This is a genomic window from Cupriavidus gilardii (genome assembly GCF_013347325.1).
Taxonomy (GTDB): Bacteria; Pseudomonadota; Gammaproteobacteria; order Burkholderiales; family Burkholderiaceae; genus Cupriavidus; species Cupriavidus gilardii.
Genome location: NZ_CP054624.1, coordinates 404,216 through 425,253, shown reverse-complemented (window position 1 = coordinate 425,253; position 21,038 = coordinate 404,216). Strand labels below are relative to the sequence as shown.

Annotated in this window: 18 protein-coding genes; 3 read left to right on the top strand and 15 right to left on the bottom strand. The window is 65.9% G+C overall.

Annotation, left to right across the window (positions count from 1 at the left end):
* Positions 1-287 precede the first annotated feature (287 nt).
* Positions 288-725, bottom strand: coding sequence for an NUDIX domain-containing protein (locus tag FOB47_RS01970; RefSeq protein WP_053824382.1), 438 nt, complete (start codon positions 723-725; stop codon positions 288-290).
* A 196-nt stretch (positions 726-921) separates the two neighbouring features.
* Here FOB47_RS01970 and FOB47_RS01965 point away from each other — a divergent pair, with 196 nt between their 5' ends.
* Positions 922-2,307 carry a porin gene (locus FOB47_RS01965; RefSeq protein ID WP_244959253.1) on the top strand — a complete coding sequence of 462 codons (1,386 nt, stop codon included), beginning with the start codon at positions 922-924 and terminating at the stop codon, positions 2,305-2,307.
* Between the two features lie 185 nt (positions 2,308-2,492).
* On the opposite strand, the gene FOB47_RS01960 is transcribed toward FOB47_RS01965, so the two are convergent.
* Positions 2,493-5,111, bottom strand: a complete 2,619-nt coding sequence (locus FOB47_RS01960; protein WP_244959252.1) for a beta-glucosidase — start codon at positions 5,109-5,111, stop codon at positions 2,493-2,495.
* Positions 5,112-5,359: 248 nt separating this feature from the next.
* Between FOB47_RS01960 and FOB47_RS01955 the strand changes: the two genes are divergently transcribed.
* A complete protein-coding gene (locus FOB47_RS01955; RefSeq protein WP_174779784.1) occupies positions 5,360-5,635 on the top strand; it encodes a hypothetical protein in 276 nt (91 codons plus the stop codon).
* Between the two features lie 92 nt (positions 5,636-5,727).
* On the opposite strand, the gene FOB47_RS01950 is transcribed toward FOB47_RS01955, so the two are convergent.
* The 3 genes from FOB47_RS01950 to pcaB all read right to left on the bottom strand — a co-directional run bounded on the left by FOB47_RS01950 (position 5,728) and on the right by pcaB (position 9,615).
* The gene (locus FOB47_RS01950) at positions 5,728-7,122 is read right to left on the bottom strand and encodes a class II fumarate hydratase (RefSeq protein WP_174779783.1); all 1,395 of its coding nucleotides are present in this window, start codon (positions 7,120-7,122) and stop codon (positions 5,728-5,730) included.
* A gap of 5 nt (positions 7,123-7,127) precedes the next feature.
* A complete protein-coding gene (locus FOB47_RS01945) occupies positions 7,128-8,114 on the bottom strand; it encodes a tripartite tricarboxylate transporter substrate-binding protein (RefSeq protein WP_174779782.1) in 987 nt (328 codons plus the stop codon).
* A gap of 127 nt (positions 8,115-8,241) precedes the next feature.
* Positions 8,242-9,615: a 3-carboxy-cis,cis-muconate cycloisomerase gene (gene pcaB / locus FOB47_RS01940; protein WP_174779781.1), complete on the bottom strand. Its 1,374-nt coding sequence runs from the start codon at positions 9,613-9,615 to the stop codon at positions 8,242-8,244.
* A gap of 133 nt (positions 9,616-9,748) precedes the next feature.
* Here pcaB and FOB47_RS01935 point away from each other — a divergent pair, with 133 nt between their 5' ends.
* The gene (locus FOB47_RS01935; protein ID WP_053824388.1) at positions 9,749-10,483 is read left to right on the top strand and encodes a GntR family transcriptional regulator; all 735 of its coding nucleotides are present in this window, start codon (positions 9,749-9,751) and stop codon (positions 10,481-10,483) included.
* Positions 10,484-10,603: 120 nt separating this feature from the next.
* Here FOB47_RS01935 and flgL read toward each other — a convergent pair whose 3' ends face one another.
* The 10 genes from flgL to flgC all read right to left on the bottom strand — a co-directional run bounded on the left by flgL (position 10,604) and on the right by flgC (position 21,033).
* The gene (flgL, locus tag FOB47_RS01930; RefSeq protein WP_053824389.1) at positions 10,604-11,830 is read right to left on the bottom strand and encodes a flagellar hook-associated protein FlgL; all 1,227 of its coding nucleotides are present in this window, start codon (positions 11,828-11,830) and stop codon (positions 10,604-10,606) included.
* Positions 11,831-11,864: 34 nt separating this feature from the next.
* Entirely contained in the window at positions 11,865-13,757 is a 1,893-nt protein-coding gene (gene flgK, locus FOB47_RS01925; protein ID WP_053824390.1) for a flagellar hook-associated protein FlgK, read from the bottom strand.
* Between the two features lie 286 nt (positions 13,758-14,043).
* On the bottom strand, positions 14,044-15,051 hold the full coding sequence (gene flgJ / locus FOB47_RS01920) for a flagellar assembly peptidoglycan hydrolase FlgJ (protein ID WP_174779780.1): 1,008 nt from the start codon (positions 15,049-15,051) through the stop codon (positions 14,044-14,046).
* A gap of 17 nt (positions 15,052-15,068) precedes the next feature.
* Positions 15,069-16,250, bottom strand: a complete 1,182-nt coding sequence (locus FOB47_RS01915; protein ID WP_244959251.1) for a flagellar basal body P-ring protein FlgI — start codon at positions 16,248-16,250, stop codon at positions 15,069-15,071.
* A gap of 8 nt (positions 16,251-16,258) precedes the next feature.
* A complete protein-coding gene (gene flgH / locus FOB47_RS01910; protein ID WP_052511343.1) occupies positions 16,259-16,948 on the bottom strand; it encodes a flagellar basal body L-ring protein FlgH in 690 nt (229 codons plus the stop codon).
* A gap of 11 nt (positions 16,949-16,959) precedes the next feature.
* Positions 16,960-17,745, bottom strand: a complete 786-nt coding sequence (gene flgG, locus FOB47_RS01905) for a flagellar basal-body rod protein FlgG (protein ID WP_023264122.1) — start codon at positions 17,743-17,745, stop codon at positions 16,960-16,962.
* Positions 17,746-17,818: 73 nt separating this feature from the next.
* Positions 17,819-18,562: a flagellar basal-body rod protein FlgF gene (gene flgF, locus FOB47_RS01900; protein ID WP_006579130.1), complete on the bottom strand. Its 744-nt coding sequence runs from the start codon at positions 18,560-18,562 to the stop codon at positions 17,819-17,821.
* A gap of 44 nt (positions 18,563-18,606) precedes the next feature.
* Complete coding sequence (gene flgE, locus FOB47_RS01895) at positions 18,607-19,824, bottom strand: flagellar hook protein FlgE (RefSeq protein ID WP_174779779.1); 1,218 nt, start codon at positions 19,822-19,824, stop codon at positions 18,607-18,609.
* Between the two features lie 92 nt (positions 19,825-19,916).
* Positions 19,917-20,582, bottom strand: a complete 666-nt coding sequence (gene flgD, locus FOB47_RS01890; RefSeq protein ID WP_174779778.1) for a flagellar hook assembly protein FlgD — start codon at positions 20,580-20,582, stop codon at positions 19,917-19,919.
* A gap of 43 nt (positions 20,583-20,625) precedes the next feature.
* Positions 20,626-21,033 carry a flagellar basal body rod protein FlgC gene (gene flgC / locus FOB47_RS01885; RefSeq protein WP_006579133.1) on the bottom strand — a complete coding sequence of 136 codons (408 nt, stop codon included), beginning with the start codon at positions 21,031-21,033 and terminating at the stop codon, positions 20,626-20,628.
* Positions 21,034-21,038: the final 5 nt, after the last annotated feature.

Here is a 21,038-nt window from a genome sequence, read left to right as displayed (position 1 = left end):
CCTGATAGACGCCAGAATCAATGGGGCAATCGAGAATGGCGGTTCATACTCACGACTCCAGACGAATTGACCAATATCGAAACGATCGAAAGGATATCACCGCAATCAGGTAAAACGAATTGGTGATCGCGACCGGCCTGATCGGGAATAAGGGGACTACGCTGGCAGCGATGCGATCGACCGGATCGGTACGAAAACGAGATGGCATTTCGGCCCCGAAATGACCGAGTCAACCAATCGTGCGTGCGACATCCTGTCGCAGAACTGCCGTCATGCCAGATATTGGGTTACGGTCGGTGTTCCTCTGCGCTTGCCGCCACAACGCTCTGCGCCCACCGAAGAATCGGCCCAAAGCGCGGCGGCAGCAGTTCGAGTGCCGCGGCAAACGACACCCAGCGGAATGCATGATGCTCCGGCCGGCCCAGCTCGGCGCTGACCGGAAGGCTGACCGTCCCTTCGTCGGACAAGGCGATATAAAAGCGCGCGACCTTGCCTTTGGCGTATGGCTCGGTTTCGCGATAGTCATCGCCCCAAGGCATCGTCAGCGCGGACAAACCCGTCTCTTCGGCAGTCTCGCGCAATGCGGTCTGCAACGGCTCTTCGCCGGGCTCCGGCGTTCCCTTCGGAAGATCCCAATTGCCGTACGCACGCAGGACGAGGCAGCGCCATTGCGCTCGCGTCCGACGCACCACCACCAAGCCCGAAGAACGCCGGGTGACTGTCATTTCCGCCTCCGCTGGACTATTCGAGCACTGTAACCCGATTGGCCGATTGGTATCACTGTTCCGGCCTGTCGCATTGCTGCACGCAGTGAGCGGAAATGACACAAGGCACATCGCGAACGGCCGATCCCGCATGCCGGCGCATCGGTGAGCGATTCCGCAACAACTGTCCTCGTACGGCGCATCGGCCGATCATTGAATGCGGCGCCTCGGGACGCCCATGCCGAGCGTCCTGTTTCGTTTTGCCGCATCGATCGACACCGCTGCGTCAAGCGTGCGCATCGGTGCCTCACCGCGCCACAGCCCTTCGATCCGCTCCTCTTCTTCAACTGCTCCGGCACGCCGCTTGCGCAATGCGCCCGGCCGGCAAACCGGCTGCATCAGATCAACAACACAAGAGGAGACATCCATGCAGAAGCAGCACGCAACACCGAAACCGCCCCGACAATCCATCCGCCGCGCCTGTGTCCTCGCCGCGCTGGCCTGCACGAGCCATGCAGGCGCCGCGGAGTTCCAGGCCGGCGACTGGACGCTGACGGTGGGCGGCAATATCAATGCCTTCTATACGACGAACTCGTGCTCGGGCGACAACATCGGCGGCCTCGCGCTTGGCAGCCGCGCGCTCGCTTGCGGTGGCAAGGACAACAGCACGGTGATCGGCAATGGCCTGCTGCCCAGCTATCTGTCGGTCGGCGCGAAGTCGCGTCAGGACGAATACGATGTGGCCGCGCTGATCGGTATCGGGGCGGCAGCCGCGACCGGCGACGCCATCTCGCAGAACAACGTGGTGGACGTGCGCCAGGCCTACCTGACGTTCGGCAACAGCAGCATGGGCACGGTCAAGCTCGGCCGCGACTATGGGTTGTATGGCTACAACGCGATCATCAACGACATGACGCTGCTCGGTGTCGGTGCCGCAACCCGCGCCACGCAGCGCGGTCGCGTGTCGCTCGGTCATATTGGCGCGGGCTACGCCTATGTCGGCACCTACGGCCAGTTCGTCTACACCACCCCGTCGTTCAGTGGCTTGTCCGTCGATGTGGCAGTGATGAGCCCGGTCGATCAGCAGCCGGTGATCGGCGTACCCGACTACACGGCGAAGAACACGCCGCAGTTCCAGGGCCGCGTCAATTTCGGCACCGACCAGTACAAGCTGTGGCTGGGCGGCAAGTCGCAGCGCATGGAGGACACCGCTGGAAATTCGCTGAACATGGCGGCAGTGGAAGTCGGCGGCTCCGTCAACGTCGGGCGCTTTGGCCTGCTGGCGAACTACCAGACCGGCAAGGGCCTGGGCATTCTGTCGGATGCGGACCAGGGCGATGTGCGGACCTCCGCTTATCTTGTGCAGGGCACGTACAAGGCAACGGATCGAATCAAGCTCGGTCTGGGCTATGGCCAGAGCCGCAATCGCGACAACCCAGGGACCGGACTCAAATCCAACGCCAATCTCACCGCGGGCCTGTATTACAGCCTGACCAAGAGCATCACGTTGGTCGCCGAGATCGGCGAGACGCGCTCGAAGTCGTTCGACGGGCTGTCGGCGAGGCAGCGCGGCGGCGCGTTGGGGGGCATCCTGCTGTTCTGACCTGGACCACCGCCTTGACGCACCGTTCATGGCGGGCGTCGGCTCCGCAGTCCGAACGCTCGGCCCGTAAGGCTCGCGCCGGCCGCCCGCACGCGTGGCCGAACCGGCCACGCGGCGCTGCGTTCGGATTCACGTCGCTGGCGGCCTTCCCGCCGGCCGGGCGTCAGGCGACCATCCGGCCGGCATCAAGGATGCACCGGCCCCAATTGCACCAGCGTCGGGTCCGGCAGCGGATTGCTGGCGCGCGGCGTCACCACCGAGGGCAGGATATTGAACAGCTGGCCGCGCAGCCGGATGTCCTGCGACGAAGCGCCGACCAGGACATCGACCGCGCCGGCTTCCGATACCCACGCATTGCGGGCCGGGTCGAAATACGACAGCGAGCGCTGGTCCAGGTACACCGTGACCCGCTGCGTTTGCCCCGGTTGCAGGAAGACCTTGGTGAAACCCTTGAGCTCCTTGACCGGTCTGGGCACCGCGGATCCGCGCTGGCTCACGTAGACCTGTGCCGCTTCGGCACCCGCCATCTGGCCCGAATTGGTGATATCGAAGGACACGGCGATCCGGCCCTGCCCCGCGGCAAACCCTGGCGACACGCTCAGCGACGAGTAGGTAAAGGTCGTATAGGAGAGCCCGAACCCGAACGGGAACAGCGGTGCCACGTTGCTGCGTTCGAATCCCCGATAGCCGACGAAGATGTCCTCGGTGTAGGTCATCGCGCGGATGTTGGGATCGTGCGAGAACTGCGGGTAGTTCGGATAGGTCGGGTTGTCCGCGATGTTCCGCTCGATCGTGATGGGCAGCTTGCCGGAAGGATTGACGTCGCCGAACAGGATCTCGGCCAGCGCCTGCCCGCCGTTCGAGCCGGGATACCACGCGTGCAGGACCGCGCCTACTTGATCGATCCAGTTGCGCATGTCGAGTCCGGTGCCACCGTGCAGCACGGCAATCGTGCGCGGGTTCGCGCGCGACAGGTTGGCGATCAGCTCGTCCTGGAATTCCGGCAGCGTGAAGGGATGATCGAATCCTTCTCCCTCGTACTCCGCGCTGTTGCCGGCAGCGACCACCACCGCATCGTAGTTGCGCAGATCCGCCGGCGCCTGCAGCGAGGCCCAGCTCAATTGGGCGCCGAGGAAGCCGCCGAACACCGGGATATAACCGGGGCGGCGCGAGTAGTCGAACTGCACAGTATAGGTCTGCCCCGCCTGCAGATGCATGCGCGCGCTCAGTGGCACGGTAGGCGGAATCACGTTGTTGGGAAGCGGCGTCCCCTCGCCGTTGTCCATGATCAGCTGGCCGTTGACGTAGAGACGGACCGCGCCATCGGCCCTGGCCTTGAACACATGGGGCCCGGTGATCGTGGGCCGGATCGTGGTCGTCCAGCGTACCGACGACGGTGGCGCCGAGCCGTCGCTGCCGTAGCGCGTGGTATAGGCACTTCCCGGCGGCGCATTGCCCGACGTATCGAGGTTGATCACCGGCTCCACGCGCGACAACACCGGCGCACCGCTCCAGGTGGCATTGGCGAAGTACTGCGCCTGCGCCCCCGGCTGGCCATTCGGCGTCGTCCAGGCGGAGCGGGCCGGGTCCAGCGTCAGCGCGTCGAGCAGCACGATATTCGTGCCCGGGCCCGCGATCTGCCGCAAGCCGTCGATCTCGCTGATGAAGCGTGATGCCCTGACATAGGCGCTGCCGAAGCCGGTCGGCGGCACGTCGGTGGCCAGCCGCCCAATTACAGCGATATTGCGCACCGAGCCGCGCTGCAACGGCAGCAGTTGCCCGCCGTTCTTCAGCAGCACGATGCCCTCTCGCGCCACGTCCAGCGCGGCGCGCTCGGAGAACGGCGGATGCGATTCGCCGGTCGCTGGCGGCACGCTGCCGATAAACCCGTAGGCCACGACGCGTCCGAGAATCCGGCGCACCTTGTCGTCGAGCTGGGCTTGGGTCAGCGAGCCGTTCGCCAGCATCGCACTGAGCGCCGCTGGCGTGAAATGCAGCGCTGACGGCCGTTCGATATCCACGCCCGCCACTGCCGCGGCCTGGCCATGTTTCAGCGTCGCATAGTCGGTCTCGACGATGCCCTTGAATCCCCATTCGTTCTTCAGCACCCGCTGAATCGCATGCTCGCTCTCGCAAACGGGATCGGCGCCATTGAGCCCATTGAATCCGCACATGATCACCGCGACATTGGCGTTCTTTACAGCCGATTCGAACGGCACCATGTAAATTTCGCGCAGTGCGCGCTCGCTGATGGTCTCCATCAGGTTGAAGCGGTTGACCTCCTGCTCGTTGGCGAGATAGTGCTTCGCGTCGGCCCACACGCCTTGCGACTGGATCGCATTGACCTGCGCGGCTCCCAGCACCGCGCCGAGAAAGGGATCCTCACCGGACAGGTACTCGAACGCGCGGCCGGCGAAAGGCGTGCGATACATGTTCAGGCCAGGGCCGGTCACCTGCTGGAACCCGTGATTGCGCGTGTCCAGGCCGAGACCGACGCCCATCTGCTTGGCGCGATCGACGCTGAATGTCGATGCGAGCGCAGGGCCGGCCGGATAGGCGACACCTTGCGGATCGCTCAACCGCACGCCAAGGCCGCCGTCCGTCGCGCGGATCTGCGGCACGCCCAGCCGAGGCAGCGGCTTGACGTCCCATGCGCCGGTGCCGCTGACGTAGTCGAGCTTCTCGGCTTGCGTCATCTGGTTGAGGATCGATTGCACGATCGCGTTGATCTGTGCATCGGTGGAAGGCGCTTGCGCCGGAGCGGGATGTGCGGCCAGCAAAGTCGCACCGACGAGCGATATCACTGCAATTCGAGCACCCATCTGTTGCCTCCTTGGCATGATCACCAAAGGCAGAACATCGACATGCGGGCCGCATATTGCAGACGGTAGTTCGGGCGCTCCAAATGAGAAGACGCGTAACGATCTGTTACAGCTTTCGTCTTCTCCGTCGCGTCGATTTGCGACAAGACTGCCCCTACGAAGGCAGGGCCGGGCCGCACTGCCGAGCGTGCCGCACCATGCAGCGATTGCCGAGAATCAGGAGGTGCAAGGTGAAACAGGATTCGATGAACCGCTGCGCCGGCGTAGCGTTCGCCGCAGCGCTGGCAGCCCTTGCGGTGTCGGCGTGCGGTGGTGACGATGACCGCAGGGTCGGTGTATCGGAAGCCCCGGCGACGCAGGCGCAGGGAAGTACGGCGCCGACGGGCTCTGGCGCAATAGATCCGTCCTCGCTGGTCTCGCCGGTCAGCAATGCGCCGGTAGGCGAGCAGAAGGTACAGGAGACGCGAAACCCCGCAGGAAGCGATCCGAATCCGCCGCGTCATTGATCGCTTCGGATCGAGTGGCAGGTCAACGGCAAAGCTTGCTTGCCTTCCAGCCAAAAGGGCGCGGGACCGTTCACCGCTGCATGGGGCAAGGACTATGCGACTCCACGCCCCATCTTCTCGAGGTTCACGAGCCGGTCGTACTCCTCGCCGCCGAGCACCCCCAGGTCGACCGCCGCCTGACGTGGCGACATTCCCATTGCCATGGCGTGGCGCACGATCCGTGCTGCCTGGTCGTAGCCGATCACTGGATTGAGCGCGGTGGCCGCCAGAAGCGGACTCTCGAGCTGTCGCGCCATGGTCGTGTGATTCGGCTCCAGTCCCGGAATCACCCGCTGTGCCAGCGTACGCGCGCTGTCTGCGAGCAGTCGAATGGACTGGAGCACGTTATGGATCAACACCGGCTTGGCGACGTTCAGCTCGAAATTGCCGCTGGCGGCTGCCATGGTGACGGTCACGTGATTGCCGGCCACCTGCATGCCAGCCTGCACCATGACCTCGGCGATCGTCGGGTTGCGTTTGCCCGGCATGATCGACGATGTCAACCCGTCCTCCGGCATGACGATTTCGCCGATGCCGCAGTTCGGCCCCGAGCTCATCCAGCGCAGATCGTTGGCGATCTTGATGAACGATGCCGCGATGACGTTCAGCGCGCCAGACAGCTCCAGCAGCGCGTCGTGAGCAGCCATGCCTTCGACCTTGCATGGATTGGTACGAAACGGCTGACCGGTCAGGCGGCTCGCCTCGTCGCAGAATGCCTGCGCAAATCCGCCCGGCGCGTTCAGTCCGGTCCCTGCGGCGGTGCCGCCCTGCGGCAACATCAGCAGCCGCGGCATCGTCGATTCGATGCGTGCCACCGCGTGATCCATCTGCGCGGCGAAGCCTTCGAAGCTGCGGCCCAGCGTCGTCGGCACGGCATCCATCAGATGCGTGCGGGCCAGCTTGAGGATATCGGCGAAGTCCCTGGCGCGGGCCTGCAGACTGTCTCGTAGTGCCGTCAGTGCCGGTAGCAGCGTGCCTTGCAATTCCAGCACCGCACCAAGGTGCATCACCGTCGGAAAGCTGTCGTTGGATGATTGCGAGCGATTGACGTGATCGTTCGGATGAACGGGCCGCTTGGTCCCCAACGGTTGGCCTAGCCGCTCGTTCGCGCGATTGGCGATGACCTCGTTCGCATTCATATTGGTCTGCGTACCGGATCCCGTCTGCCAGACCGTCAATGGAAAATGGTCGTCGAAGGCGCCGTGCCACACCTCTGCGCTCGCCTCGATGATGGCGGCCGCAATGCCGGCATCCAGCGCGCCGCACTGCAGATTGGCCGTGGCCGCCGCCATCTTGTGCAGGCCGAACGCGCGGATCAGACAGGGCGGGAAGCGCTCGCTGCCAATGTCGAAGACGGCCAGGGCACGCTGGGTCTGCGCGCCCCAGTAGCGGTCGGCCGGGATGTCGACCGGGCCGAAGGCGTCGTATTCGGTGCGGGTCGCCGTCATCGCGCTCAGTCCAGCGAGATATTGGCCTTGGCCGCCAGCACCTTCCAGCGGGCGACTTCCGCTTCGGTGTGCTTTCCCAGCGCGCTGGCCGTGTACTGGTCCTCGCGCAGCATCTGGATCGCCTGCGCCGACAGCCGGTCGGTGAACGCCTTGTCCTTCATCACTTTCAAATAGGCCTGCTGCATCTTTTCCACTGCCGCCGGTGCCGTGCCCTTGGGCGCATAGATGCCATACCAGGTTGCCGCTTCGAAGGCGGGAGCGACCGTCTCGGCAAGCGTCGGCACGTCCTTGAGCTGTGCCACCCGCCTGGCCGACGTGACGGCCAGCGGCCTGACCTTGGCCTCGGTGATTTGCGGCAACGCGGTGTTGGTCTGGTCGAACATGCCATCGACCTGCCCGCCGATGACATCGATCAGCGCCGGACCCGCACCCTTGTACGGCACCAGCGAGACCTTGATGCCGGCGGACGAGGCGAACATCGCCGCGATCAAGTGCGAGGTCGAGCCCATGCCGGCATTGCTGATGAATAGCTTGCCCGGATTCTGTTTGCCATAGTCGACCAGCGCCCTTACATCCTTGGCGGGATGGTCCTTGCGCACCATCAAGACCATTGGCGTATCCGGAAAGCGGAAGACCGGGGCAAAGTCCTTGACCGGGTCGTAGGGCAGCTTCTTGTAGAGCGCCGGCGCGGCGCCCATATAGCCCATATGCCCCACCAGCATCGTGTAGCCGTCCGCGGGCGCGCGAGCTGCCTTCCCTGCCCCGATCGTGCCGCCTGCGCCAGGCGTGTTTTCGATGATGATCGACTGGCCGACTTCGCGCGACACGCGGTCGGCAATGGTGCGTGCCAGCGCGTCGGTGGGGCCGCCGGCGGCGAAGGGCACGATCCAGGTAATCGGCCGGGTCGGCCAGTTCTGCGCGTGTACCGACGCCGCGGCAAGCAGCGCGGCGATCGTCATCGAGGCGCGCACGACGGTTGGGATGGCTTTCATGATTTGTCTCCTTGGTAGGCTGCAGCGATCGGACTGCTTCGGCCCGCCGCCGCAATGGATGCGCTTGAATCGTTCGATGCGATCGATGCGCGTTGACCGGCCTCGGTCCCGTACTGGCGGCGCTGGCTCAGGGGATTTCCGCCGATAGAGCGACGGCGCGGTCCACCATCTGCGGCGCGAGTCCGAGGTAGTTGGCGGGATCGACCATCTGCTCGATCGCCGCACGGTCGAAGTGCTGCGTGACAGCGGGCAAGGCGAGCAGGGCTTCGGCCAGCGTGCCGCCGGCTTCGTTGACGGTGCGGCAGGCGTCGTAGACGACGTCATGCGCTTGTTGGCGACCGATATGCGGGGCCATCCGCATCATCACGGCTTCGGCCACGATCAGGCCCTTGGAGATGCCGAGGTTGTGAGCCATGCGTGGCGCATCGACGATCAGTCCGCCGAGCGCGAACTTTGCCTGGTGCAGCGCGCCGGACGTCAGGATGAAGCTCTCGGGAATCGCGATCCACTCCGCGTGCCATGGCCCCGTGGCGCGCTCGAAGTCCTGCACCAGCGCATCGACCATCAAACCGGCGTGCTGACGCACCGCCTTCGATGCCGCCAGCATCAGCTCGCTGGAAATGGGATTGCGCTTCTGCGGCATCGTGCTGCTCGCCCCGCGCCCCTTGACGAAGGGCTCGTAGACTTCCGCAAACTCGGTGGACGCCATGATCATGATGTCCAACGCGATCTTGCCGAGCGAGCCAGTGACCAGCGCGAGCAGATTGACGGCTTCGGCAAGGCCGTCGCGCGCGACATGCCAGGTCGTCGCGGGTACCCCGAGGCCCAACTCCTCGGCCAGCTCGCGCTGCACCTGGAAGCCCTTGTCGCCCAGCGATGCCAGCGTGCCGGCGGCGCCGGCGAATTGCACCACCGCAACCCTGGGGCGTAGCTGGGCCAGGCGCTGCTGGTGCCGGTCGAACATCGCCAGCCAGATCGCGACCTTGTAGCCGAAGGTCACGGGTAGCGCTTGCTGCAGGTGCGTGCGGCCGGCCATCGGGGTATCGCGATGCGCCTTGGCGAGATCGGCCAGGATGCCCCGCAGTTCGCGAATGTCGGCATCGATACTGTCCAGCGCGTCGCGCACCTGCAGAGCCACCGCCGTGTCCATGATGTCCTGCGTGGTGGCTCCCCAGTGAACGTACCGTCCCGCATTCCCGCAGATCTGCACCAGCTGGTGCACCAGCGGCAGGATGGGATAGCCGACAATATCGGTTTCCTCGCGCATGTGATCGAAGTCGATGCGCTCGATACGCGCTTCGCGTGCGATCGTCTCGGCCGCTTCGGCCGGAATCACGCCAACGCGGGCTTCGGCCCTGGCAAGGGCAACCTCGACGTCGATGTAGCGCTGTACCAGTGCACCGTCGGAGAAGATCTGTCGCATCTTCCTGGTTCCAAAAGCATCGCGGAACAGCGCGGAATCGACGACGGTACTGGCGGCGGGGATGCTGGAGTTGGGCATGGAGCGACCTTCTGGCAATTGGCTGGTCGTTCGATATGTTCGAACATATCAGCATTAAATATGTTCGAACATATGCCGGGAAATTGGTGTTAACCCTTGAATCGCGCTCCGTTGAGTCGGGGACAATGGCGAAATGAGCAGACGAACCGCATCAGAGATCACTCGCGAACTGTTGGATGGCATCAAGGGCGGCCGCTATCCGGTCGGAGCGCTGTTGCCCACCGAGTTCGAGTTGTGCGAGCAGTTCCACGCCAGCCGCTACACGATCCGCGCTGTATTGCAGGAACTGCAGGACCTCGGGCTGGTGTCGCGCCGAAAGAACGTCGGTACACGTGTCGAAGCCGCCGAGCCAAAGGCGGTGTTCAAGCCGACGCTGGCGTCGGTCGAAGATCTGATGCAGTTCGGGGAGCAGCATCGGCGCGTGGTGCAGGCCGTGGAGACGACCGTCGCGCCTGCCGAAGTGGCTGCTGCGTTGGGGGGCACGCCGGCAACGAAATGGCTGCGCATTTCAAGCGTGCGATGGAACGACGATGCGGCCGCCACGCCGATCGCGTGGACCGACATCTATATCGATACCGCCTACGAGGACATCGGCGCCATCGTGCGAGATACGCCGGACGTGCTCGTCAGCTCGCTGATCGAGTCGCGCCACGGCCGGCAGATCGCCGAGATCGAACAAAGCGTACGTGCCTCGACGCTGACCGACAAACGCGTGGCCCGCGCGCTCGGCATCGAAATCGGGTCGTCGGTGCTGAAAGTCGTGCGCCGCTACCTTGACGAGGCGGGCGACACGTTCGAAGTCTCTGTCACGATCCATCCCGCCGAGACGTTTTCCGTGACGACGCGAATGAGGCGTTCGACGCGATGATCGCGCGTGGCGGCGGAAGGCTGAGGCAGTCGAGATGTTCGGGTGGAGACCGGTGGTACGCCGCCGGCTCCCACCCTGGTCCGGGGTGCAGGTCGGCAGCCTTGTCCGCCTTATCCAGGCTTACCGCAGATAGTTGAACAGATTCATCCCCTGAATCTGCATGAACGACTGCTGTGCCGCCTGCAGCGCGGTCTGGCGCTGGTAGTACTCGGCGATCGCCGACGCGTAGTCCAGATCCTGCAGGCCCGACAGCGTCTGCTCGTAGTTCAGGTCGCGGTTGGCGCCGATGGTGTCGAGCGCATCGAGTTCCTGCATCCGCGAGCCGACCGACGCGCGCACCGTCAGCACGTTGTCGAGCGAGTTCGACATCTTGCGGTTGGCGGTTGCCAGCGCATTGTCCAGCCGCGCGCGATCGGCTTCGGTGGTCACCGGCTGCTTCAGCGCGTCGATCGCCGCCTTGATGTTCGCGAAGATGTCGGTGCCCGCCTGCTTGGCCGGGGCCAGCGTCATCGAGTCGCCGTTGGCTGGCGCGCCCTTGACGGTAAACGACACGCCGCCGAACTGAATCGCGTCGCCGGCGACATACGGCGTGGACGGCACGATGGCCGTGGGCGGTACGGCGCTGTTGTCGGTGACGGTGTAGCTGGTATTGCCGGCGCCGTCGACGGTGAAATCGATCGAGAATTCGTGGCCGTACAGCGGGTTGGTCGGGTCGGTGACAGACAGCGCGCCGTAGAGGGCCGTGCCGGTGTTGCCGCCGCCTTCGGTCATCACGTAGTCCGCCGAGCCGGTGACGCTGAGGAATACATCGCGGCCGTTGTCGCCGGCGGCCATCTGGCGGGCGACGTCCACCTGCAGCAGTTGCGAGCCGGTGTCGCCGACGTATTGCACGGTGCCGCCATTGGCCGCGAACGGCGGGGTGCCCGACTTGAAGCCGGCAAACAGGTACTGGCCGTTGCCATCGTCGGCGTTGGCCAGGCCCAGCAGCTGCTCGTAGTTGCTCTGCAGTTCGGACGCGATCGAGGCGCGGTCGGCGTTGCTGATAGTGCCGTTGCCGCCGTTGACGATCAGCGTCTGCACGTTCTGGATCGTGGTGATCACGCTCTGCAGCGTCTTTTCCTCGAGCGCCAGGCTGATGTTGGCCTGGGTACGCGAGGTGGCGTATTGCTCGTTGACGCCGATGGACTGCGATACACCGAGTGCGCGCGTGGCGGCGATCGGATCGTCGGACGGGTTCAGCACGCGGCGGCCGGTGCCGAGCTGCTGCTGCACGTGCAGCAGCGAGGACTGCTGGCCGTTCATCGCGGACAGGCCAAGCTGGTAGAACGTGGAAGTGGCGACACGCATGATGGTTTCCTGGTCTCGGTAGGCGGGCGGCCCGTCAGCGGATATTGATGATGGCGTCGAACAGCGACGAGGCGGTCTGGATCACCTGCGCGCTGGCCTGATAGAGCTGCTGGAAGCGCAGCAGGTTGACGGTTTCCTCGTCCATGTTGACGCCGGAGACCGACTGCTGGGCGGTACGCACCTGGGTCGTGATGCTGTTCTGCGAGGTCGACGCGATATCGATCGACTTGGTACGGCTGCCGATGTCGTTGACCAGCTGGGCATAGGCGTCGTTGAAGCTGGACACACCATTGATGGTCTTGGTGGTCTGCAGCTTGGCCAGCACCAGCGCATTGCCGTTGTCGGACGAGCCGCCGACGTTGGAGCCGATCGTGAAGGTATCGCCGGCACGGGGGGCGCCGTCGAAGCTGACTGTCACGCCATTGATGGTGTATTCCTGAGCAGTACCATTGAAGACCGGGCTGGGCGGAGGCAACAGCGGGCCATTCGCATCGGCGAAGGTGTACTCCGTGCCATTGAAGGTCGCGACGATCTTAGAGGCCGGCACGCTGAAGCCCTGGGCCACGTTGCTGACCTTGGCGGTACCGCTGCCGATATTCGAGGCACCGCTTTCCGCCAGCACCGGCGAGGCGGCCGCGACCTTGGCCGGGTCGGTGATGGCCAAGTCGAACGAACCGGCGACATTGCGGGTCGGCTGGATCTGGAAGCTGTCGCCGGCGGCCATCGTGCCGCCGACCGTGATGCTCAGGCCGTCGGCCGTGAAGGTCGGGCCGGCGCCGGTGGCGACCACTTCGTTGTCGGACATCCGCACCAGGCTGTAGCTGGTGCCGTCGTAGGTCACCGTGTAGTCGCTGGTGGTCAGCGCGGTGGCGTCGGCCACCGTGGCCGCCACCGTGCCGGTGCCGTTGTTGCGGCTGTTGCCGATCACCGTCGGCGAGCCCATCGCGAACATGTCGCCGCCAATCTGGCCCTTCAGGTCCATGCCCAGGCGGTGCTGCGCGTTGAAGGTCTGGCCGATCGCCAGCGACAGGCGGCCGATCGCGTTCTGCGCGGCATCGAGCGTCTCGCTGCGGAACTGCATCAGGCCGCCGATGCTGCCGCCGCTGAACAGCGCGTCATCCATCTCGATCGCGGTGCCGTCCGGCAGCGTATAGGCGATGCCCATCCGCGACGGGTCGGCCGCCGACTGCACGGCCTTCAGGTCGTAGGAGCTGGCGCCGACGACCAGCGGCTGGCCGTTGCCGACGAACACGTTGTAGCTGCCGCCGTCCTGCGCGACCACCTTGACGCCGACGATCTTGTTCAGCTGCGCGACCATTTCGTCGCGCTGGTCCAGCAGATCGTTGGGCGGCTGGCCGCCGCTGGCGGCGGTGGCCTTGGCGATCTCGCTGTTCAGCGAGGCGATCTCCTTGGTGAAGGCGTTCACTTGGGCGACCGAGCTCTGGATCTCGCTGTTGATGCCTTCCTGCTGGTTCTGGAAGTACGAGGCCGCGGAACGCAGCTGGCCTGCCAGCGACTGGGCGGCGTTCAGCATGTTCTGGCGGACGGCGGTGTCGCCCGGCTTGTCCGCCACGCCTTGCACCGCGGCGAAGAATTTCTGCATCAGCGGCGCGATGCCGCCCTTCTGGTCGGCCAGCAGGCTGTCGATCTGCTTGATCTGTTCCGAGTACGTCGACAGGTGCGCGCTCGACGTTTCCGCGGCGCGCAGCTGGCCGGTCAGGAATTCGTCGTAGACCCGCATCACCGTGGTGGTGGTCGAGCCCTGGCCGAAGAAGCCCTGGCTGGTGTACTGGCCGCCCGACGACGCGATGATGGTGTTCTGGCGCGTATAGCCGGCGGTCGCCGCGTTGCTGACGTTATGGCCGATGGTCGTCAGCGCGTTCTGTGCCGTGTTCAGGCCGGACAGGCCGATATTGAAGAGAGACATGCACTAGCCCCGGATTCTGTTGGTCGCCATGGCCGCGCGATGCAGTCGCGACCGTGGCGGTGGATGAGGGTGGTAACGGCAGATTCGGCGGCGGACTTTAGGGTTGGGGATCGTTTCGCGCAGCGGTGGCATGCAAACCCCGGATGCCCTCTCCCGCGCCCCTCACCCGCAAGCGGGAGAGGGGAGAAAACCGGCGGCGTACAAGTCTTCCTGGCGCGGCCTCGCCTAATGGCCGCTTCCTCTCCCCCTCAGGGGGAGAGGAAGAAAACCGATCGCGTACCAGTCGTCAGACCGGCACCTTCCGCATGATCCGGACCAGCTTGGCTCCGTATTCGGGGTCGGTCGCATAGCCGGCGCGCTGCAAACCGTGGGCGGCTTCCTCGGCCGAGCCAGCCGATACCACGCCGGCATAGCGCGGGTTGTTGGTCAGCAGCCGTGCATAGTCGGAGAAGGCTTCCTCGTACGAGCCGTAGGCGCGGAACTTCGCCTTGATCTTCTGCGGCTGGCCGTCGACGTATTCGGTGGTGGTGATCTCCGCGACCGGGCCCTTCCAGTTGGCGCCGGCCTTGATGCCGAACACGTTGTGGGTGGTGCTGCCGTCCGCATGGGTGATTTCGCGGCGGCCCCAGCCGGACTCGAGGGCGGCCTGGCCGAGGATCAGCCGTGCCGGCACGCCGCTGGCGCGCGAGGCGGCCACGGCAGGGCCAGCCATGCGGCTGACGAAGGCGCTGATATGGGACGGCGTGTCTTCGGACATGGCGGCGCCGCCCTGCCACTGGCCGATCTGTTGCGCCTGGTACTGGCGCAGGCCCGCGGTCGGGTTCCAGTTGGCGCCCGGCACCACGGTGCCGACGCGCGGCACCTGTTCCTCGTTGGCCCCGGCTGCGGCGGTGGTGCGTCCGTCCAGCAGCGGACCGAGGGAGCCCGCCACATCGTCCATGCGGCTGGCGGCGGCGGCCTCCGGCGGCAGCGGCTGGCCGCTGGCACGCGCCAGCTGGCGCGCCATCACCTCGGCCAGGCCAATGCCCTTCGACGACAGATGCTGGGCCAGCTGCTGGTCCAGCATCGACATATAGAGTTTGGTCTGCTCGTTGTCGAACAGCCCGTCCTGCGGCGTCGCCTCGCGCATGCTCTTGAGCACCATCTGCGTGAAGACGGCCTCGAACTGCCTGGCGGCGGCCTTCAGCGTGTCGGCGCTGCCGTCGCGCGCGCCCTGCTTCAGCGCTTCGAATCCCTGCGTGTCGAGCGCGAAGCGCTGCGACAGATCGGCTTGAGCGTGGATCGGTTGGCTCATGCGATGGCCCGTCGCGATCAGATGATTTCGAGCTCGGCGCGCAGCGCGCCCGCCGCCCGCATCGCTTCCAGGATGGTCTGCAGATCGGCCGGCGTCGCGCCCAGCGAGTTCAGGCCACGGACCACCGCCGACAGCGAGGCGCCGGCGCGGACCAGCTGCAGCGAGCCGCCGTCGCGCTTCAGGTTGATCTCCGACACCGGCGCGACCACCGTTTCGCCGCCGCTGAACGGCGCCGGCTGGCTGATCACCGGCTGCGTATTGATGACGACCGACAGATTGCCGTGCGCGATCGCGCAGTCCTGCACGGTGACGTCCTGGTTCATCACGATCGAGCCGGTGCGGGCGTTCAGGATGACCTTGGCCGCGGCGCGGGCCGGCGTCACGTCGATGTTCTCGATGCGCGCCAGCATCGCCACGCGCTGCGACGAGGCCTGCGGCACGCGCACCTGCACCACGCGCGCGTCGAGTGCGCTGGCCACGCCGCCGCCCAGATTGCGGTTGATCGCGTCGACCACGCGCTCGGCGGTGCCATAGTCGGAGCTCTTGAGCTCCAGCGTCAGCATGCCGTTGTCCGCCTGGAACGCCGGCACCGCGCGTTCGACGATGGCACCGTTGGCGATGCGGCCGACCGCCAGCTGGTTGATCTGCACCTTGCTGCCGTTGGCGGACGCACCGGCGCCGCCGACCAGCAGGTTGCCCTGCGCGATCGCATAGACCTGGCCGTCGGCGCCCTTGAGCGGCGTCATCAAGAGCGTGCCGCCGCGCAGGCTCTTGGCATTTCCCATCGACGACACCACCACGTCGAGCTGGCTGCCCGGCTGCGCGAACGGCGGCAGCGTCGCGGTGACCATCACCGCGGCCACGTTCTTCAGCTGCATGTTGCGGCCGGCCGGCAGCGTGATGCCCAGCTGCGACAGCATGTTGGTCAGACTCTGCGTCGTGAACGGCGTCTGCATGGTCTGGTCGCCGGTGTTGTCCAGCCCGACCACCAGGCCGTAGCCGACCAGCGGGTTGTCACGCACGCCCTGGATGGTCGCCAGGTTCTTCAGGCGTTCGGCATGGGCGGGGCCCGCGGGCAGCAGCAGGCCAAGCGCCAGCACCAGGGCGAGCGCGAACAGCGGCAGGAGGCCCGGCGTGCAGACGCCGGAACGGCTAGGGCGGCGGCAACCGCGGAGGCAATCAGCCAGGCGCAAAGACATGACGCGAATCAGAACGGTGAAACGTTGAGGAAGAAGCGCTGCAGCCAACCCATGTTCTGCGCTTCGTCGATATAGCCCTTGGCGGTGTATTCGATGCGCGCGTCGGCCACCTGGGTCGACGGCACCGCGTTGTCGCCGGTGATCGTGCGCGGATTGACCACGCCCGAGAAGCGGATGAATTCCGCGCCCTGGTTGATGGCCATCTGCTTTTCGCCCGACACCACCAGGTTGCCGTTGGCCAGCACCTCGATCACGGTGACCGTGATGGTGCCGTTGAACGTATTGGCCGCGCTGGAACCGCCGCTGGAGCGAATCCCATTCTCGCCGCTCATGTTGGCGTTCTGGCTGGCGCCGAACAGGCCGCCGAGCGCGCGCGGCACCGCGTCGAAGGCCAGCGCCGCATTGCTGGTGCGCGAGGCATTGGTGCCCGAGTTCTTCGACGCGTTGACGTTCTCGCTGATCACGATGGTCAGGATGTCGCCGACGTTGCGCGGGCGGCGATCCTCGAACAGCGGGTTGCCGGCGTAGGAGTTCTGATAGATCGAGCCGGTCGGCGCGATCATCGGCCGCTGCTCGGCCCGGGCCGTGGTCGGCATCTGCACCAGCGGCTCGCGCGGCATCAGCGCGCAGCCGGTGGCCAGCAGCGGCCCGAGAATGCAGGCCAGACGGCAGGCCGACCGGCCCAGACGGAACAGCATGGCGTTCATGTTCAACCCAGCTGAGTCAGGCGTTGCAGCATCTGGTCGGACGTCTGTACGGCCTTGCTGTTGATTTCGTAGGCGCGCTGGGTCTGGATCATGCTGACCAGCTCCTCCACCACGTTGACGTTGGACGCTTCGACGTAGTTCTGCTGCAGGATGCCGGCGCCGTTCAGGCCGGGGACGGTCGGGTTCGGTGCGCCCGACGCGTCGGTCTGCACGTACAGGTTCTCGCCCAGGCTTTCCAGACCGGTCGGGTTCATGAAGGTGGCCAGTTGCAGCTGGCCGACCTGCACGTTGTTGGCATTGCCCGGCTGCGTCACCGACACGGTGCCGTCGCGCGCGATCGTCAGCGAGGTCGAGTTGGCCGGAATGGCGATGGCCGGCTCGATCACGAAGCCGCTGGCGGTCACCAGCTGGCCGTTCTGATCGACCTGGAACGAGCCGTCGCGGGTGTACGCGGTGGTGCCATCCGGCAGCGTGACCTGGAAGAAGCCCTGGCCGATGATGGCCACGTCCTTGGCATTGCCGGTCTGCTGGGGATTGCCTTGCGTGTGGATGCGCTCGGTGGCGACCGGACGCACACCGGTACCGAGCTGCAGGCCCGACGGCAGCGTGGTCTGGTCCGACGACAGCGCGCCGGGCTGGCGGATCGTCTGGTACATCAGTTCCTCGAACACCGCGCGGCTGCGCTTGAAGCCCGTGGTTGACACGTTGGCCAGGTTGTTCGAGATCACGTCCATCTGCGTCTGCTGCGCATCGAGGCCGGTCTTCGCAATCCAGAGAGAGCGGTTCATGGTGTTCCTTCGGTGGCGGGCACGCGCGCCGGCGTGCCCTGTCGATTCATTGGTGGGTGCTTGGCGTCGGCGCTTAACGGTTCGACAGCAGCGCGTTGGCACGCTGCTCGTTGGCGTCGGCGCCCTGGATCATCTTGATCTGCATCTCGAAGCGGCGCGCGTTGGCGATCATGTCGACCATCGCCTCGACCGGATTGACGTTGCTGCCTTCGAGCGCGCCGGCGATCACGCGGACGGTCTGGTCGGTCTCCAGCGGCGCAGCGCCGGGCCGCAGCCGGAACAGGCCGTCGTCGCCGCGTGCGATCGCATCGGGCGGCGGATTGACCAGCCGCAGCCGGCCCACCTGCGCGAGGCCATTGGCGGTCTCGCCAGGGCCGCGCGCGGTGATGGTGCCGTCGTTGCCGATCGTCACCGTCGAGCCGGGCGGCACCGCGATCGGGCCGCCGTCGCCGAGCACCTGCAGGCCGTTCGAGGTCAGCAGCTGGCCGTCCGGGCCCACCTGCAGCGAGCCGGCGCGGGTATAGCCTTCCGCACCGTCGCGCCCCTGCACCGCCAGCCAGCCGTTGCCCTTGATCGCGATATCGAGCGGACGCTCGGTATAGGTCAGGGGTCCGGCCTTCATGTCGGCGCCCGGCGTGCTGGCCAGCGTGAAGGCGCGGGTGGGCGTCTCCTGCCCGACCACCGGCACCGCGCGGAACATGTTGACCTGCGCGCGAAAGCCCGTGGTCGACACGTTGGCCAGGTTGTTGGCCACCGCGGCCTGCTGGTCCAGCGTCTGTTTGGCGCCCGACAGGGCGGTGTAGATCAGGCGATCCATCTGCGATTCCTATCCAATGCTTGCGGTTACCGCTGACGTGCCGGTCAGATGTTGACCAGCGTCTGCAGCACCTGGTCCTGCGCCTGGATGGTCTGCGCATTGGCCTGGTAGTTGCGCTGGGCAATGATCAGGTTGACCAGCTGGCCCGACAGATCGACGTTCGACGCTTCCACGGCGTTCGACTGCAGCTGGCCCATGCTGCCGCCCGGCGAGCCCAGCAGCGGCTGGCCCGAGGCGCCGGTGGCGCTCCAGACGTTGTCGCCCTCGGGCTTGAGCCCTTCGACGTTGCCGAACGAGGCCATCACGACCTGGCCCAGCGACTGGGTCTGCTCGTTCGAATAGCTGCCCAGGATGGTGCCGTCCGCTTCGATCGAGAAGCCCAGCAGCGAGCCCGACGTATAGCCGTTCTGCACGATCGACTTCGGATCGTTGTCGTCGCCGAACTGGGTCGTGCCGGCCAGGTCCAGCTGGATGTTCATCGCGGCGGCGCCGCCGGCGGCCGGCACATTGACCGGAATCGTCGCGCCCGGCGCCGGCGTGACCAGCGCGCCGTTCAGGTCGAAGCGCATCGCGTTCGGACCCGACAGCTGCGTGCCGGTAGCGTCGGTCACATAGACCTGCCAGTCGGTGCCGGTCGCGTCGGTCGCGCCCTTGCGGAAGTAGGCCGTGACCTGCTGCGCGTTGCCCAGCGAGTCGAACACCTCGATGGTGCTGCTGTAGTTGAACATCGCGGCGGCGGGCGGGTTGCCGGCCGAGGTCGTGAACGGCACGGTCGGCGCGGTGCCGCGCGAGTCCAGGTTGTATTGCGCGGTGATGCGGTCGGTGGCCTTCGGCGCCATCTGGGCGCTGGACACCACCAGCGGTTGCGGCTGCACGCCGCCGCCCGGCTGCACCCCGGCCGGATAACCGGTCAGCTGCAGGCCCTGCGCGTTGGTGATGCGGCCGTCGTCGGTGCGCAGGAACTGGCCGTTGCGCGAGAAGAACACCGAGCCGTCGGTGCCGACCATGCGGAAGAAGCCGTTGCCGCCGGTGATCGCGACGTCCAGCGAGCGGCCGCTCGCCTCGATATTGCCCTGCGTGAACGACTGCACCACCGAGTTCACGCGCGTGCCCAGGCCGACCTTCGAGCCGGCGTAGACGTCGGCGAACTGCGCGGTCGATTGCTTGAAGCCGACGGTGTTCGCGTTGGCGATGTTGTTGCCGATCACGTCCAGATTCTGTGCCGCGGCATTGATGCCGCTGACTCCTTGACCGAAACCCATGATTTCCCCTTGTTACGCGTCGTACGAATTTGCCCGCGCCGGCGCCCTTGGCACCGCCGCGCTGGCGTTCTGTTGAATGCCGATGATTCGGATTAAAGGATCTTGCGCACGTCGTCGACCAGCGCGGTGTGGCCGCCGCCGATATCGACCAGCACGCCATTGGCATCGCCGCTGATGGCCTGCACCTTGCCGTAGACCAGCGCCACTGGCTGCACGCTCTTGCCGTCCGCGGTTGCGCTGACCTTGAACGTGTAGTCGCCGTCCGGCACGACGCCGCCGGCGTTGTTCTTGCCGTCCCAGCTCACGTCGTGCACGCCGGCGGTCTGGCCCTTCAGGTCGATGGTGCGCACCACGTTGCCGTCCTTGTCGAGCACGTCGACGGTGACCGCGTCGGCGGTGGCCGGCAGGTCGATGCCGAACTGGCTCGGCTTGCCGCCGGAGACGGCGACTTCCTTGCCCGGCACCATCACCGTGCGGCCGATCAGCGCGGCCGAATCCATCGCGCGGCTGGCGCTGACCTGGTTCAGCAGCTGGGCCAGCGTCGCGTTCATCGTCTGCATGCCGCTGACCGTGCTGATCTGCGCGAGCTGCGAAGTCAGCTGGGCATTGTCCATCGGCTTGAGCGGATCCTGATTGTTCATCTGCGTGACGAGCATCTTCAGGAAGTTGTTCTGCAGGTCCGCGGCGCTGGACGCGCTGTTGGCCAGCTGGTTGGCGGCGCTGTTGCTGCTGTTGTTGACGGGTGGCGTGGTGGTCATCGTTGGTCCCGTTGATCCGGTTGGTCCGGTCGATATGGCGGAATCACTGACCGATGGTCAGCGTCTTGAGCATCATGTTCTTGGCGGAGTTCAACACCTCGACATTGGCCTGGTAGGACCGCGACGCCGAAATCATGTTGACCATCTCTTCCACCGGATTGACATTGGGCATCACCACGTAGCCGTCGGCATTGGCCAGCGGATGCGTGGGGTTGTGCACCATGCGGGGCGGCGACGGATCTTCCATCACGCCGCGCACCTGCACGCCGCCGATATCGGCCTGGCCGGGCGTCGGCGCGAGGCCGAACACCACCTGCTTGGCGCGATACGGCTGGCCGTTGGGCGCCACCGCGCTGTCCGCGTTGGCCAGGTTCGAGGCCGTGACGTTCATGCGTTGCGACTGGGCGGCCATCGCCGAGCCCGTCACGTCGAAGATATTCATTGCCGGCATGGTTT

What these genes read in the sequence shown, in the direction of transcription:
- FOB47_RS01970 (WP_053824382.1), bottom strand. Translation starts at nt 725, where the DNA reads ATGACAGTCACCCGGCGTTCTTCGGGCTTGGTGGTGGTGCGTCGGACG.
- FOB47_RS01965 (WP_244959253.1), top strand. Translation starts at nt 922, where the DNA reads ATGCGGCGCCTCGGGACGCCCATGCCGAGCGTCCTGTTTCGTTTTGCC.
- FOB47_RS01950 (WP_174779783.1), bottom strand. Translation starts at nt 7,122, where the DNA reads ATGACGGCGACCCGCACCGAATACGACGCCTTCGGCCCGGTCGACATC.
- FOB47_RS01945 (WP_174779782.1), bottom strand. Translation starts at nt 8,114, where the DNA reads ATGAAAGCCATCCCAACCGTCGTGCGCGCCTCGATGACGATCGCCGCG.
- pcaB (WP_174779781.1), bottom strand. Translation starts at nt 9,615, where the DNA reads ATGCCCAACTCCAGCATCCCCGCCGCCAGTACCGTCGTCGATTCCGCG.
- FOB47_RS01935 (WP_053824388.1), top strand. Translation starts at nt 9,749, where the DNA reads ATGAGCAGACGAACCGCATCAGAGATCACTCGCGAACTGTTGGATGGC.
- flgL (WP_053824389.1), bottom strand. Translation starts at nt 11,830, where the DNA reads ATGCGTGTCGCCACTTCCACGTTCTACCAGCTTGGCCTGTCCGCGATG.
- flgK (WP_053824390.1), bottom strand. Translation starts at nt 13,757, where the DNA reads ATGTCTCTCTTCAATATCGGCCTGTCCGGCCTGAACACGGCACAGAAC.
- flgJ (WP_174779780.1), bottom strand. Translation starts at nt 15,051, where the DNA reads ATGAGCCAACCGATCCACGCTCAAGCCGATCTGTCGCAGCGCTTCGCG.
- FOB47_RS01915 (WP_244959251.1), bottom strand. Translation starts at nt 16,250, where the DNA reads ATGTCTTTGCGCCTGGCTGATTGCCTCCGCGGTTGCCGCCGCCCTAGC.
- flgH (WP_052511343.1), bottom strand. Translation starts at nt 16,948, where the DNA reads ATGCTGTTCCGTCTGGGCCGGTCGGCCTGCCGTCTGGCCTGCATTCTC.
- flgG (WP_023264122.1), bottom strand. Translation starts at nt 17,745, where the DNA reads ATGAACCGCTCTCTCTGGATTGCGAAGACCGGCCTCGATGCGCAGCAG.
- flgF (WP_006579130.1), bottom strand. Translation starts at nt 18,562, where the DNA reads ATGGATCGCCTGATCTACACCGCCCTGTCGGGCGCCAAACAGACGCTG.
- flgE (WP_174779779.1), bottom strand. Translation starts at nt 19,824, where the DNA reads ATGGGTTTCGGTCAAGGAGTCAGCGGCATCAATGCCGCGGCACAGAAT.
- flgD (WP_174779778.1), bottom strand. Translation starts at nt 20,582, where the DNA reads ATGACCACCACGCCACCCGTCAACAACAGCAGCAACAGCGCCGCCAAC.
- flgC (WP_006579133.1), bottom strand. Translation starts at nt 21,033, where the DNA reads ATGCCGGCAATGAATATCTTCGACGTGACGGGCTCGGCGATGGCCGCC.